Consider the following 13,299-nt stretch of genomic DNA (forward strand, 5'->3'; position numbering starts at 1 on the left):
GCGCCCTTTGTCTATCACGACCACGCTGTACAATTCATAGCAGCGACCAATAATGACCCGGAACCACGTCACGCTCAAAGTGGCAAATAACAAGGTCCGGGACACGGGGAACAGCTTCATGACAACATTTACCGACCCTCCTACGGAGTCGTTCCGGCTATCTATGCTGCTGAACGATACCCGCTATCGGTCCGGAACGATGCAAGCCATTGCCGCGATCCTGCTGGCACTTGCCTTGTTCTACCTTTACTCAAATCTCTCGGCCAACCTGAAAGCGGCGGGGCTTAACATCTCCTTTGACTTCTTGGGAAGCCCTGCAGGTTATGACATCAACCAGACGCTGGTCGACTATAACAGTCAATCTAGCAACCTTCAGGCCGCAATTGTCGGCATTCTGAACACCCTTCTGGTTGCCTCTCTGGCCTGTATCACCGCAACCGTCTTTGGTGTTCTGGCCGGTGTCCTGCGCCTGTCGAACAACTGGCTCGTGCGCAAGCTCATGGCATTCTATGTCGAGATCTTCCGCAATATTCCGGTGCTGATCTGGGTTATCATTATCTTTACGATCATGACGGCCGTTCTGCCTGGTCCGCGAGAATTCCGCGGCGACAATGCGACGTCGTCGATGTTCCTGGATTTGTTTGCCTTTACCAATCGGGGTGTTTACACGCCTGGTCCGCAATTCACCAATGGGTTTGGCGGCGCAATAGATTGGCTTTTGGTAATCGCGGTTCTTTTGGCCTCGCTCTTTGCCACTCGCGCTGTCGCGGCCAGTGCTGATCGGAAACAAGCTGAAACAGGCGTGCGGCCCAAAACGCTTTGGGTCAATCTGGCAATCTGGTTTGTGCCGGTGATCGTTTTGCTGACGATCCTTGGGCTGACTTGGGAAGTACCAGAGCTGAAAGGCTTTAACTTCAAAGGTGGGATCAAAATCGGTGGTCCGCTGATTGCGCTGTGGTTTGCCTTGTCGATCTATACCGGCGCCTTTATCGCAGAAAACGTGCGAGCGGGTATTCAGGCGGTGTCCAAAGGTCAGACAGAAGCAGCCTCTGCGCTGGGTCTGCGCTCCAACCGGGTGATGAGCCTTGTTGTTTTGCCTCAAGCCCTGCGGGTGATCATTCCGCCGCTGATTTCACAATATCTGAATATTACCAAAAACTCGTCTCTGGCAATCGCTGTTGGCTATGCAGACATTACAGCGACGCTGGGCGGTATCACATTGAACCAAACAGGCCGCGCGATTGAATGCATCCTGCTGCTGATGTTGTTCTATCTTGTGATCTCGTTGGTGATCTCTGCGGTGATGAACGTGTACAACAACGCCATGAAACTGAAGGAGCGCTGAGATGTCAGATACACATGCACAGTCCGTCGCCTTCGTGCGCGACACTGCGATCCCGCCATCCCCGGCTCCTGCCAATGCGGCAGGCCCGGTAAAATGGATGCGCGATAACCTGTTCGCCACTTGGGCAAATGCCCTTCTGACCGTTGCCGCGATCTATGTGATCTTTCTGGTCCTGTCGGCAACTCTGCCTTGGATCTTTGGCGGGCTTTGGACAACTTCGTCCTTGGCTGAATGCCGTGAGGTGCTTCAGGGCAGATCAGCGGCCTGTTTCTCGGTTCTGACGGACCGCTGGAACCAGTTGCTGTTCGGGTTCAAATATCCGGTTGATCTTTACTGGCGTCCAACAGTGGCCTTTGTGCTGCTGTTTGTGGCCGCTGCACCGGTGTTGTTCTTTGATCTGCCGCGCAAGCTGCTGATCGTGACGGCGCTTTACCCCTTTATCGCTTACTACCTGATCTGGGGCGGCACGATCTGGGCGCCACTGTTTGCACTGGCCGGTTTTGGTGTTGGTTACTACGTCTACAGCCATCTGGTGCATCGCAGTTTTGCGATCGGGTTCTTTGGTGGTATCGCTGCCGCGATCATCGCCTGGGTGGTCGGCAGCTATCTGACGGGTGCTTTGGCCTCGGAAACGCCGTTTCTGGAAGCTGTGCCAAGCCGTGACATGGGGGGCTTTATGCTCAACATGATGCTTGGTGTGACTTGTGTGTCGCTGTCTTTGCCGATTGGCATTGCACTGGCACTGGGTCGTCAATCCTCCATGCCGCTGATCAAGTGGATCTGTGTGGTCTTCATCGAATTTATTCGTGGCGTGCCGCTGATTACCTTGCTGTTTGTGGCAAACGTTATGCTGGCGTACTTCTTCCCACCCGGTTCCGGTGTGGATCTGTTCCTGCGTGTGGTGATCATGATCACCATGTTCTCTTCGGCCTATATCGCCGAAGTGATCCGGGGTGGCCTCGCGGCCCTTCCCAAAGGACAGTATGAAGCGGCCGACAGTCTGGGCCTTGATTATCCGCAAGCGATGCGGCTGATCATCCTGCCACAGGCGCTCAAGATCTCCATTCCGGGCATCGTGAACATTGCGGTGGGTCTGTTCAAAGACACCACACTTGTTTCGGTGATCTCCATGTTCGACCTCGTCGGCATGATCCGGGGTCCGATCCTTGCGTCCACAGATTGGAACGGGGTGTACTGGGAGCTTTTGGGCTTTGCCGCACTTCTGTTCTTCGTCGTTTGCTACGGCATCTCACAATATTCGCAGTGGCTGGAACGCCGTCTTGCGACAGACCATCGTTAAAGGGAGGGTTTAGGCATGGCCGAAACCGCACAGATGAAAGTATCCGACGAAGTCGCGATCTCCATCCAACAAATGAACAAATGGTACGGCAGCTTCCATGTGCTGCGTGACATTGACCTGACCGTATATGAGGGGGAGCGCATCGTGATTTGCGGGCCTTCCGGGTCCGGTAAATCAACGCTGATCCGTTGCATCAACGCATTGGAAGAGCACCAGAAAGGGTCGATCACCGTGGATGGCACCTTGCTGTCTTCGGACCTGAAAAACATCGACAAGATCCGGTCAGAGGTCGGCATGTGCTTTCAGCACTTCAACCTCTTCCCGCATCTGAGCATTCTGGAAAACCTGACTTTGGCTCCGATCTGGGTGCGTAAAACGCCCAAGAAAGAAGCCGAAGAAGTGGCGATGCATTACCTCGAAAAGGTGAAAATCCCGGATCAGGCGAACAAGTACCCCGGTCAGTTGTCCGGCGGTCAGCAGCAGCGTGTGGCGATTGCCCGCTCGCTCTGCATGAAGCCGCGGATCATGTTGTTCGATGAACCAACATCGGCGCTTGATCCTGAGATGATCAAAGAGGTTCTCGACACCATGATCGAGCTTGCCGAAGAAGGCATGACCATGCTTTGCGTAACGCACGAGATGGGTTTTGCCCGTCAGGTGGCGAACCGCGTGATCTTTATGGATGAAGGTCAGATCGTCGAACAGAACGAGCCAGAAGAGTTCTTTAACAACCCGCAGTCCCCACGGACACAGTTGTTCTTGAGCCAGATTTTGGGTCACTAAGCTGTGGCGGGTTAAACCCCGCCCTACAGATCAAAGCGCGCGCGGCACCACAAAGTGTCGCGCGTTTGCTTGTCCCCAGTCGGCATCTGCCCAAAGGTCGATATCAAAATCCGCAACCAGCGTTGCACCCGTTGGATATCGCTGAAAGTCGGGATCATCTGGCATCTGCGCCACGATTTCAGCAGCGACAATGGAAATGCCCGGATTGTGGCCGATCACCAGAACGCAGTCACCTTCGGCTTTGCGCAGTTCTTTGAGGATCTCGTGGTGGGTTGCCAGATAGAGTGTGCGGGCAAACGTGGTTTCAATCTCTGTCGGCAGATCCAACCGGACCAAGGTCTCACGCGTGCGGATCGCAGAGGAGCACAGCACCTGATCGGGGATCAGCCCCTCACGGCGCAGCCAGTCCCCCAAGGTTGCAGCACCCTTGCGGCCACGCGGGTTCAGGGGGCGGTCATGATCGCTGCTGGCGCCGCCGGACCAATCGGATTTGGCGTGGCGCATCAAAATCAGGCGTTTCATCTTAGTCCCCTTTGAATTGTTGCATGTGATAGGCTGATTGCGCGGGCAGGCGGCCAAAGCGTTGCGAGACCGGGCAACTGCGCCGCACGCCGCATCCATTTTGCAGGCTGTCTGCGCCCTCTGGCGTGCCCAGAAAGGCCCGACAGCGTGCCGTGTCGTATCCGGACGGCACCAGCGCCCCGATGGGGCAGGCGGTGCGGCAGGGCTGCGCTGCGCAACTGTCACAGGGATTTGCCGGGGGCGGCGGCAGGTCGATGTGTTCGCGCAGGGCCAATGCACCGCGAAAGGATACAAAAAGCCCCCCCTGATCATGAACCAGAAATTGCACCGGAGAGCTGTGAATGCGGCCCGTGCGTAGCGCCCAGCTATAGAATGGTAGGAAGGGGGCGCCGCCAAAGGGAAACAGCGGTGTTGCGCCCAGTTCTGCGGCCCAGTCGCCAATCACCCGTTCCGACCAACGATCCACCGGATCAGGAGAGCCGTCTTGCCATTCAGGGCTTTGGGTGAGGGCGGGCCAGAACGCAGGTTCATCCGGGCCAAGCAGGATCAAGGTGGCGCAGCCCTCCGGGGCGGCATCGTCAGCCGTGGGGTGAAAACCGCCAAGGATCGTGAGTTGCCGCGCAGTCGCGGCCTGCTGCAGCCGCGCCAGTGTCATCCCTTGCGGATGATGCTGCCTGCACCGTGTTCGGTAAACAGCTCAAGCAGGCAGGCATTGGGCGCACGGCCATCAATGATCACGGCGGCGCGAACACCCCCGTCAATCGCGGCCAGCGCGGTTTCTGTTTTGGGGATCATGCCGCCTGCGATGGTGCCATCGGCCACCATGTCCCGGATCTGATCTGGCGTTAGCTCAGTCAGAACCTCACCATCGCCATTCTTGACGCCAGCCACATCCGTCAAAAGCAACAGACGATCCGCCTTCAGCGCCGAGGCAATGGCCCCCGCTGCCGTGTCACCATTGATGTTAAATGTCTCGCCGTTCGCGCCCATACCAAGCGGTGCAATCACGGGAATGATGCCTTTGTCCGCCAGATCACGCAGCACCCGCGGATCGACCTTGCTTGGCTTGCCAACAAGGCCCAAAGCGGGGTTCTCAGGCTCGCACAGAATCAGACCGCTGTCCTTGCCCGACAGGCCGACCGCACGGCCGCCCTGTTCTGTGATCGCCTGCACAATCCGTGCATTGACCAGACCGGACAGTACCATTTCCACCACTTCCATGGTGGCGGCATCGGTCACGCGCTTGCCATCTACAAATTCCGACTGGATATCAAGCCGCTTGAGCATGGCGTTGATCATCGGCCCGCCGCCATGCACCACCACAGGGTTCACGCCAATCTGCCGCATCAGGGTCACGTCGCGGGCAAATTCTTGCATCGCCTCATCGCTGCCCATGGCATGCCCGCCCAGTTTGATCACCACAGTGGCATCGGCATAGCGTTGCAGATAGGGGAGCGCCTGACTGAGCGTCTGGGCGGTGGAAATCCAATCGCGGTTCATGTCTTGTTTTCTCATCTTCGGCCTTTGGTCCAGACAGCATAGGTGCCTGATTCAGATCATTCCAGCGTGGCGATGATGGCACGCAACGTGGGAATGCCCCAGCCCTTTTCGGAAGAGGTGACGACAATTTCAGGATAGGCCGCGGGGTGTTTGGTTAGGGCGCCGCGCACCTGTTCCAAAATCTTTTCGCGTTCCTTTTCCTTGACCTTGTCGGCCTTGGTCAGCACCACCTGAAAGGTCACGGCAGAGCTGTCGAGCAGGCTCATGATCTCGTCATCGACCTTTTTCACGCCATGGCGTGCATCAATCAGCACAAACGCCCGGCGCAGGGTCTGACGCCCTGACAGATATTGCTTGAGCAGACGTTGCCACTTTTCGACAAAGGGCAGGGGCGCATTGGCATAGCCATAGCCCGGCAAATCCACGAGGTAGTGGCTTTCACCAGCGGTGAAAAAGTTGATCTCTTGGGTGCGTCCGGGTGTATTGGACGCCCGTGCCAAGGCTTTGGTGCCAGTTAACGCGTTGATCAGGCTGGATTTACCAACGTTGGACCGCCCGGCAAAGCAAACCTCCATCCGGTCAGGATCCGGCAGGCCGGACATCGCCACCACGCCTTTGACAAAGTCGGTTTCACCCGCAAACAAAAGCCGGCCACGTTCGGCGGTCTGTGCGTCCGGTTCTTCGGCCAAAGTGAAGGTCATCTGCATGTCAGAGCACCGCCAATGTATCGCCAAGCGCCACACGCCCGGCCTGTGTTACTTCGGCATAAATGCCAAAATCCTGATGGTCCCAATGGCCGTTCAGAAGGGCCAATGTGTCGACATCGCGCACGCCCGTCTCAGGGTTTGCTGTGGTGGCAAGGCAGCGCAGGATCGGCTCGCGCACTGTCAAGCGTGCCTCGCCCAGGGCCAGTTCCTTGCCGATCCAGTTCAGCTCTTCCCAAGGCTCGGCACCATCAAACCAGATATTGCCACGCCAGCGCAGCGGCGACAGGTCTCGCCCAGCCTTGTCGGAAACGGCGGCATGAGAGGCCGTGTTGCACAGGCTGATCGAGGCAAAATCGGTGTCGGTAAATCCGCGGTTATCCAATCGCAAAATGCGGTCGGGCAGGGCACGGTCTTGTGGGACCAGCGGCGCAACCCAGTCGAGCAGTTTGTCGCCTTCGGTGTCTGGTGCGAATGTCAGGTCAGGTCGCTCTGGATGGGTCAGTGTCAACTGGCCTGTGCCATCGTTCAGCACCGCATTGATCGCCATCAGTTTGGGCGCTTTGGAGCCGCGACTGAAGTTGGCGCAGGGCGCCCATTCGGTGCCATCGGCCCGGGACGCGTCATGGGCAACGGCCCAGGTGCGGTCAAAAGGCATGGATTGCCCCGCGCTCAGCGTCACCGCATCAAGGGCTTCGCGCCCATGACTTTTGAGCGGATGACGATAAAGCGCGGAAACCTGCATTACTTGTCCGCATCCGCCTTTGGTTTACGCTTGAAGCTGCCCGTGATGTTGCCAAGCAGGTCAGGCTTGTAACCCTGACTGCGCATGATCAGGTATTGCTGCGTAAAGGTGATGGTGTTGTTGGCAATCCAGTAGACGACCAGACCGCTGGCAAAACTGCCCAGCATGAACATGAACACCCAAGGCATCCATGCAAAGATCATCTGCTGTGTCGGGTCCGTGGGCGCCGGGTTCAGCTTTTGCTGAAGCCACATGGAGATGCCCAAAAGCAGCGGCAAGATACCGATAAAGACCAGCGCCATGATGCTGCCTGCCTCTGGACCACTCCAGGGCAAGAGGCCAAAGAGGTTGAACAGCGAGGTTGGATCAGGGGCGGAGAGATCCTGGAAGGGGCCAAAGAACGGTGCGTGGCGCAGTTCGATGGTCACAAAGATCACTTTGTAGAGCGAGAAAAAGATCGGGATCTGCAAGAGGATCGGCAAACAACCCGCGGCGGGGTTCACCTTTTCCTTTTTGTAAAGCTCCATCATGCCCTGCTGCATCTTCTGGCGGTCTTCGCCAGCTTCCGCCTTGAGCTTCTCCATCTGCGGCTGAAGCTCTTTCATCTTGGCCATCGAGACGTAAGATTTATAGGCCAGCGGGAACAGGATCGCCTTGATGATCAGGGTCAGGCCGATGATCGACCAGCCCATATTGCCGATCAGTTTGTTCAATTCGTGCAGCAACCAGAAAATTGGCTTGGTGAGGAAAAAGAAGATACCCCAGTCGATGCTGTCGATGAACTTGGCCACGCCTGCGGATTCATATTCCCGCAGGATGCCCCATTCTTTGGCCCCTGCAAAAAACTGTGTGCTGACTTCGCTGGAAGCGCCGGCGGCGATGGTTTGCGTGGGCAGACGCGTGACAGCGCGGTAAACCTCGGACCGTGCGTCATAAGTCAGCGCCTGATCAAAGGTCTGGCCATTGGACGGGATCATGATGGCCTGCCAGAAGTGGTCGGTAAAGCCGATCCAGCCTTCTTGCACGTCTTCTTGTACGATGGCTTGGCGGCCCCATTTCTGGTTCAGGTCCGCCTCGGCGATGTCGTCCCAGTCTGTTTCGCTGAGCTCACCGTCGGCGACGGCAACCGCACCTTCGTGCAGGATAAAGAAGTTTTCCAGATCGTCGGGCAGGGTGTGTTGCACGATCATGCCGTATGGCGCGATGCTGACCGGCGCGCCGCCATTGTTGGTGACGCTTTGGGTCAGGGTGAACATATAGTTTTCATCCACTGCGATGGTGCGGCCAAATACCTGACCTGCGCCATTGTCCCATGTCAGGGTGACGGGAGTGCCAACAGAAAGCATGTCACCGCTGGCCAATGTCCATGACGTTTCCGGGCCGGGTACAGCAGAGGGGTCGATGCCTGCGCCGGCAGCCCAGCCTTGCAGCGCGTAATATGCATCTGCGGACCCTTGCGGGGACAGCATGGTGACGATCGGTGCGTCGTCGTCCAGAGTGGTGCGGTAGTCCTTGAGTTTCAGATCATCGATCCGGCCACCCAAAAGCGAAATCGAACCGATGATGCGCGGTGTTTCGATCTGGACGCGCGGCGCTTCGGCCAATGCCGGGGCCGCTGCGCCAGTGTCGGTTGCGATCGGCGTGGCAGCCGTATCGGCAGGGGCGGCCGGAACTGTGGCGTCTGCCTCAGTGGTTTGCACCGTACCGTCGATGGGCGTATCCGGCTCGGGCGGCGGGAAAAACACGAACCAAACAAGGATCACGATGAAACTGAGTGCCGTTGCAAGGATTAGATTCTTGTTCTGTTCGTCCATTGGGACAGCCACCTAATGTCTCTTAATATCAGCGTGGGTTGAACAGAGTGCAGACCTAAAGGTCAAGCAGATTCGGGTCTGCCGGGCGGGTCCAAGGGCCGCAACAGCGTGGTTTTGTGGCTTTGAGCGCGAATGCGGGCCAATCGGGGGCTTGCGGGCGTGCTACTTTCCTTTGCCGTCCATGATGCGCGGCACATCTTCAAGCTTGGCTGTATGGCGGGTGATCCAGTCCAAAGTTTGTTCAAACGGCATGGGCCGCGCGATGCCGAAACCCTGCACGTGATCACACCCCAACTGCGCCAAGAGCACGTGTTCGCCAACGGTTTCGACACCTTCCGCCAACGTCTCGATTCCCAGTCTTTCGGCCATGGTCAGGATGGCGCTGATCATGCGTTGTTGTTCCGGGTCGCGGTCCGCCTTCATGACAAAGGAACGATCGATTTTGATCCGGCTGACCGAAAACCTCCGGATCGACGCGATGGAGGCATGGCCGGTTCCGAAATCATCCAGATCAATACGGCACCCCAATTGCCCCAGGGCGTTGATATTGCGGGTGATCACGTCATCGGGGGAATTTGCGACAACGGTTTCCAGAACTTCGACTGCCAAACGGTCCGGGGTCAGATCGAAGCGGTCCAGCTCCCATTTGATTTTCTCTGTCAGGCGCGGATTGTTCAGCTCCGATCCGGCGAAGTTTACGCCAACTTGCGGCACATCAAGGGATGCGCCATCCCATGCTTTGAGCGCGGCAAAGGCGTGGTACATCATCACTTCGGCCAGTCGTTCAAGCAATCCGGCCTCCTCAATCGCTGGCAAAAACTCTGCCGGCGAAATCAATCCGCGAATGGGATGTGACCAACGTGCCAGTGCTTCAAAACCGGTGATTTGCCCGGTGTCTGTTGAGATTTGCGGCTGGAACCAAGGCTGGATCTGTCCTGCCTCCAGTGCGGCGGCAACTTCCTCTCGCAGCTCGGCGCGGGTGCGGGTTTCCTTTTTCATTTGATCTGAATAGGCGCGGATTGCTGAAGGGGCGTGCCGACCCGCGTCGCGCAGTGCGATCAGCGCCGCGTCGAGCCATGCCGCGCCGGTGTGTCCCGGTGCCCGTTTGATGTGGCAAAAGCCAACGGATGCAGAGACATAGATGCTGAACCCTTCGACGGAAATCGGATCTTCGATAGCAGATTGAATGCGGCCCGCCAATTGGATGCATAGCTCCAGATCCAACTGGCGGACCGAGGACGTGCAGATCGCAAATTGCGCCTCATCATATTGACCGATTGCATCATCTGCCCGCAAGGCAGAGGTCATACGTTCACCTACCCGGCGGACAACCAGATCTGCGGCGGATTGGCCATAACGTTCGACAACCTGATCGTATTCGTCGAGGATCACACAGAGGATTGCCGCGTTTTGCCCCTTGGCCTCAACGGCCAGATAGGTTTGCTCGACAAGATCTTCGAACGCGCTGCGTTGCAGCAGACCGCTGATCGCGTCACGGGGGTGAAGGAACCCCTTTTGCATTCGTCCGCTGGCCAGATAGATCAGGGGCAGAAGCGCCGAAATCATAATCAGGGCCCGTTCACCACCGAACCAGAACACAATGAGAGAAATTGCCGGAAGAAAGGCAAGCAGCGGCGGCCAAGCGAGCGCCCTCGCCCAAAACTGGTGCATGCGGGTCAACAGGGAGATCTGTTTTCTTGCCATGACCAGTGCTTAAGCCATCGCCGGTCAGGCACGGGTTAACGACCCACAGCTTTTTGATTTTGATTTAGTTAGAATTTTTCAGGTCTTGAGGGAAAGCCCGGTGAAATCGAACAGTTTGGGGTCCAGCAAATGCGACGGTCTGGCATTCATCAACGCCCGAAACATCACTTGCCGGCGGCCGGGGCTGTTGCGTTCCCAACCATCAAGAATGGCCTTAACCTGTTGACGTTGCAGGCCATCTTGCGATCCGCAAAGGTCACAAGGGATGATCGGATAGTTCATCGCAGCTGCAAATTTCTCGCAATCAACCTCTGCCACATGGGCGAGGGGGCGAAACACAAACAGATCGCCCTCTTCGTTCACCAGTTTTGGAGGCATCGTGGCCAGTCGCCCGCCGTGAAACAGGTTCATGAAAAATGTCTCTAGAATGTCGTCGCGATGGTGGCCCAGCACAACGGCAGAGCAGCCTTCCTCGCGGGCGATGCGGTAGAGATTGCCGCGCCGCAGGCGCGAACACAGGGCACAGAATGTCCGTCCTTCGGGCACTTTGTCCATCACGATCGAATAAGTGTCTTGATACTCAATCCGATGCGGTACACCCATTTTCTCAAGGAATGCGGGGAGCACAGTGGCGGGAAAGCCGGGCTGCCCCTGATCCAGATTGCAGGCCAGAATATCGACAGGCAGAAGGCCGCGCCATTGCAACTCGTGCAGGACAGCAAGCAGGGTATAGCTGTCTTTGCCCCCGGACAAACACACCAACCACTTTGGCTTGGTCGCACCCGCGTCGTGGGCCTCGGGCGGGACCATGCCGTATTGCTCAATCGCCTCGCGGGTGTAACGAACGATGCGCTTGCGGAGCTTTTTGAACTCCGTGGTCTGCGGGGCGCCTTGAAACAGGGCGTGAATTTCATCTGGTTGATCAAGCATGGGCTTTCTGTAGCTGCTGGCGGGGCGCTGCACAATCCGCCGAATAAGATGGATTGGGGCCATTGGCAGCTTTGCGCGACGCTCATGGCGCTTCAATGAGGATGTGAGGTTGATCATGGGCAGGAAGCGCACCGAATAGATGTGCAGGCGGCGGGCAATCTGATCATCTGGATCGGGAGTTGCTGACGTGAGTGTGTCTTGACCCTTGGCGCGGGGCGGCACACCTTGGGGTAAAGGCAAGAACCGCCAAAGAATGGGGCCTGTCATGGGAAAATGCAGATGGCATCTGGCGTGGGCGCTGGCTGCGGCGCTGACGCTGGGCTCAGGCGGTGCGCATGCTTGTGCCTTCCACGGCTATACACCAAATCCAACCTTGGTTGATGTCCTGCTGGCGACCGAACAGGTGGCGCTGGGCCACCCGGTGGCGGGCGGAGCAGGGCAGTACAAGGTGGTGCAGACACTGGCAGGACCGTCCCTGACAGAGGTTGAGGTGCCACCCGGCTGGCGATTGACAACCCCGCAGGCTGATCTGGTGCTGCTGGCGCGGGATGGAGCCTATGGCCATTGGCTGCCGCTGGCGGTGATGGAGGACGGTTTTGCCCATGTGCTCACTCAGGTGATGGCGCAGCAATCCAACTGGATCTACGGAGATGACGGGCCACGCCTGCGGTTTTTTGCCCGGTTAATCAACGACCCCAACCCTCAAGTGCGGAAGCTGGCCTTGGAAGAGCTGGACCGCGTGCCATACGCCGCATTGCGCGCCGCGCCGCTAGCCAAGGTGCAGCGGCTGCCGCAGGATCTGGCATCGGGCGATGAAGAGCTTCTGCCGATCCGTGTGTTGCTTGCGGGCCTGTCCAAAGACCGCGCGTATGCTGGGTATCTCACAGCCGAACTGGACAAGGCGGTGGGGCAGGATCTGCCTTACCTTGGTGCCTATGCGGTGGCGTTGATTGAGCTAAACGGCAAGCCTGGGGTTCAGCGAATTTTTGAGGAATATCTAGAGCGGGGCGATCTGCCCGAAAGCACGCAAGCTCGTCTGGTGCAGGCGCTGGCGCTGCAATACCGCAACGGCCCGCGTGGCACCCGCCGGATGATCGGGGACAAGATGGCAACCCATGCGCGCCGCTCGCCGCAGCTTGCCCGGCTCGCCAGAGAGCATTTCGCCCTAGGCAGCCGTTGGCGACCTCCAGCTGCCGACAGCACGGATGAATTTGTGCTGGAACGGTGAAATGTAGGGGTGATCTCTTGCGAGAAATCTCCGTTGCTTCACCCAAAATCAGGCGATTGCGCTTTAATCGGGGACGTTGTCGATGCCGCTGCGGCCCCAGGGATGGCATCGGGCTATGCGCCGTGCAGCCAGCCAGCCACCTTTTAGGCCGCCATGTTTTTGCAAGGCTTCGAGGGCATAGGCGCTGCAAGTCGGGTGGTATCGGCAGTTGTGGCCGACCCAAGGGCTGAATACAGCGCGGTAAGCCAGCACGGGCCAAGACAAAACGCGGGCGAGGAGGGTCATCGTCGCTTGCCGTGCAGGATGCCAAGCGCTTTTTCAAAGTCAGCGAGCAACTGCGCAAATGGCAGATCGGCGGTGGCGTTTTTGCGGCCAATCAACACGTAGTCATGGCCGGGTTTGCCCTGCTGCGGCAGGGTCAGGCGGGCCACCTCGCGCAGCCGCCGTTTGGCGCGGTTGCGGGCCACGGCATTGCCGACCTTCTTGGAGCAGGTGAAACCCACGCGCACCATCTCTGGCGCATCTGGTATTTCGCCATCGCGCCGCTTGCGCATTTGCACAACAAAGCCGGGCGTTGCCGTGTGGGCCGCGCGGCTGGCGCGTTGGAAATCCGGGCGTTTGGTGAGGACCGTCAGACATGACGAAACCGCCGGCGGCGTATCCCGCAGCATGGCGTCAGTGCCATCTTTGGGTGCCTCCGGCGGTGTCATGTTACGTCAATCCG

General features: G+C 58.0%; 14 protein-coding genes. 4 read left to right on the forward strand and 10 right to left on the reverse strand.

Going from position 1 to position 13,299, the window contains the following annotated elements:
- Positions 1-118 precede the first annotated feature (118 nt).
- Genes C8N31_RS07420 through C8N31_RS07430 form a run of 3 tightly spaced genes read left to right on the forward strand, consistent with a single transcriptional unit; the run spans position 119 to position 3,428 of the window.
- Positions 119-1,345: an amino acid ABC transporter permease gene (locus tag C8N31_RS07420; protein ID WP_025048063.1), complete on the forward strand. Its 1,227-nt coding sequence runs from the start codon at positions 119-121 to the stop codon at positions 1,343-1,345.
- A gap of 1 nt (position 1,346) precedes the next feature.
- Entirely contained in the window at positions 1,347-2,645 is a 1,299-nt protein-coding gene (locus tag C8N31_RS07425; RefSeq protein ID WP_025048062.1) for an amino acid ABC transporter permease, read from the forward strand.
- Between the two features lie 15 nt (positions 2,646-2,660).
- Positions 2,661-3,428 carry an amino acid ABC transporter ATP-binding protein gene (locus C8N31_RS07430; protein WP_025048061.1) on the forward strand — a complete coding sequence of 256 codons (768 nt, stop codon included), beginning with the start codon at positions 2,661-2,663 and terminating at the stop codon, positions 3,426-3,428.
- A gap of 30 nt (positions 3,429-3,458) precedes the next feature.
- Here the strand turns inward: C8N31_RS07430 and C8N31_RS07435 are convergent, their stop codons facing one another.
- The 8 genes from C8N31_RS07435 to ttcA form a co-directional block, all read right to left on the reverse strand.
- A complete protein-coding gene (locus C8N31_RS07435; protein ID WP_025048060.1) occupies positions 3,459-3,950 on the reverse strand; it encodes a SixA phosphatase family protein in 492 nt (163 codons plus the stop codon).
- Between the two features lies 1 nt (position 3,951).
- Positions 3,952-4,605, reverse strand: coding sequence for a hypothetical protein (locus tag C8N31_RS07440; RefSeq protein WP_025048059.1), 654 nt, complete (start codon positions 4,603-4,605; stop codon positions 3,952-3,954).
- Complete coding sequence (gene argB / locus C8N31_RS07445) at positions 4,602-5,465, reverse strand: acetylglutamate kinase (protein WP_025048058.1); 864 nt, start codon at positions 5,463-5,465, stop codon at positions 4,602-4,604. The genes C8N31_RS07440 and argB overlap by 4 nt, the downstream gene beginning before the upstream one ends.
- A gap of 41 nt (positions 5,466-5,506) precedes the next feature.
- On the reverse strand, positions 5,507-6,157 hold the full coding sequence (gene yihA / locus C8N31_RS07450) for a ribosome biogenesis GTP-binding protein YihA/YsxC (RefSeq protein WP_025048057.1): 651 nt from the start codon (positions 6,155-6,157) through the stop codon (positions 5,507-5,509).
- A 1-nt stretch (position 6,158) separates the two neighbouring features.
- Positions 6,159-6,899, reverse strand: a complete 741-nt coding sequence (locus C8N31_RS07455; RefSeq protein ID WP_025048056.1) for an MOSC domain-containing protein — start codon at positions 6,897-6,899, stop codon at positions 6,159-6,161.
- Positions 6,899-8,713, reverse strand: a complete 1,815-nt coding sequence (gene yidC / locus C8N31_RS07460; RefSeq protein ID WP_025048055.1) for a membrane protein insertase YidC — start codon at positions 8,711-8,713, stop codon at positions 6,899-6,901. The genes C8N31_RS07455 and yidC overlap by 1 nt, the downstream gene beginning before the upstream one ends.
- Before the next feature lie 162 nt (positions 8,714-8,875).
- Entirely contained in the window at positions 8,876-10,417 is a 1,542-nt protein-coding gene (locus tag C8N31_RS07465) for a putative bifunctional diguanylate cyclase/phosphodiesterase (protein WP_025048054.1), read from the reverse strand.
- 78 nt (positions 10,418-10,495) lie between these two features.
- The gene (gene ttcA / locus C8N31_RS07470; protein WP_037918345.1) at positions 10,496-11,347 is read right to left on the reverse strand and encodes a tRNA 2-thiocytidine(32) synthetase TtcA; all 852 of its coding nucleotides are present in this window, start codon (positions 11,345-11,347) and stop codon (positions 10,496-10,498) included.
- A 265-nt stretch (positions 11,348-11,612) separates the two neighbouring features.
- Between ttcA and C8N31_RS07475 the strand changes: the two genes are divergently transcribed.
- Positions 11,613-12,575, forward strand: coding sequence for a hypothetical protein (locus C8N31_RS07475; protein ID WP_107992357.1), 963 nt, complete (start codon positions 11,613-11,615; stop codon positions 12,573-12,575).
- Between the two features lie 63 nt (positions 12,576-12,638).
- Here C8N31_RS07475 and yidD read toward each other — a convergent pair whose 3' ends face one another.
- Positions 12,639-12,860 (reverse strand): membrane protein insertion efficiency factor YidD, encoded by a 222-nt coding sequence (gene yidD / locus C8N31_RS07480; protein ID WP_025048052.1) that lies wholly within the window; start codon positions 12,858-12,860, stop codon positions 12,639-12,641.
- A complete protein-coding gene (gene rnpA, locus C8N31_RS07485) occupies positions 12,857-13,285 on the reverse strand; it encodes a ribonuclease P protein component (RefSeq protein ID WP_025048051.1) in 429 nt (142 codons plus the stop codon). Before rnpA ends, yidD begins: the two co-directional genes overlap by 4 nt.
- Positions 13,286-13,299: the final 14 nt, after the last annotated feature.

The organism is Sulfitobacter mediterraneus, from assembly GCF_003054325.1.
In the GTDB taxonomy this organism is placed as follows: Bacteria; Pseudomonadota; Alphaproteobacteria; order Rhodobacterales; family Rhodobacteraceae; genus Sulfitobacter; species Sulfitobacter mediterraneus.

Coding starts and splice junctions, on each gene's coding strand:
- rnpA (WP_025048051.1), bottom strand. CDS start 13,285: ATGACACCGCCGGAGGCACCCAAAGATGGCACTGACGCCATGCTGCGG.
- C8N31_RS07455 (WP_025048056.1), bottom strand. CDS start 6,899: ATGCAGGTTTCCGCGCTTTATCGTCATCCGCTCAAAAGTCATGGGCGC.
- C8N31_RS07440 (WP_025048059.1), bottom strand. CDS start 4,605: ATGACACTGGCGCGGCTGCAGCAGGCCGCGACTGCGCGGCAACTCACG.
- yihA (WP_025048057.1), bottom strand. CDS start 6,157: ATGCAGATGACCTTCACTTTGGCCGAAGAACCGGACGCACAGACCGCC.
- C8N31_RS07430 (WP_025048061.1), top strand. CDS start 2,661: ATGGCCGAAACCGCACAGATGAAAGTATCCGACGAAGTCGCGATCTCC.
- ttcA (WP_037918345.1), bottom strand. CDS start 11,347: ATGCTTGATCAACCAGATGAAATTCACGCCCTGTTTCAAGGCGCCCCG.
- C8N31_RS07420 (WP_025048063.1), top strand. CDS start 119: ATGACAACATTTACCGACCCTCCTACGGAGTCGTTCCGGCTATCTATG.
- C8N31_RS07425 (WP_025048062.1), top strand. CDS start 1,347: ATGTCAGATACACATGCACAGTCCGTCGCCTTCGTGCGCGACACTGCG.
- C8N31_RS07475 (WP_107992357.1), top strand. CDS start 11,613: ATGGGAAAATGCAGATGGCATCTGGCGTGGGCGCTGGCTGCGGCGCTG.
- yidC (WP_025048055.1), bottom strand. CDS start 8,713: ATGGACGAACAGAACAAGAATCTAATCCTTGCAACGGCACTCAGTTTC.
- C8N31_RS07465 (WP_025048054.1), bottom strand. CDS start 10,417: ATGGCAAGAAAACAGATCTCCCTGTTGACCCGCATGCACCAGTTTTGG.
- argB (WP_025048058.1), bottom strand. CDS start 5,465: ATGAGAAAACAAGACATGAACCGCGATTGGATTTCCACCGCCCAGACG.
- yidD (WP_025048052.1), bottom strand. CDS start 12,860: ATGACCCTCCTCGCCCGCGTTTTGTCTTGGCCCGTGCTGGCTTACCGC.
- C8N31_RS07435 (WP_025048060.1), bottom strand. CDS start 3,950: ATGAAACGCCTGATTTTGATGCGCCACGCCAAATCCGATTGGTCCGGC.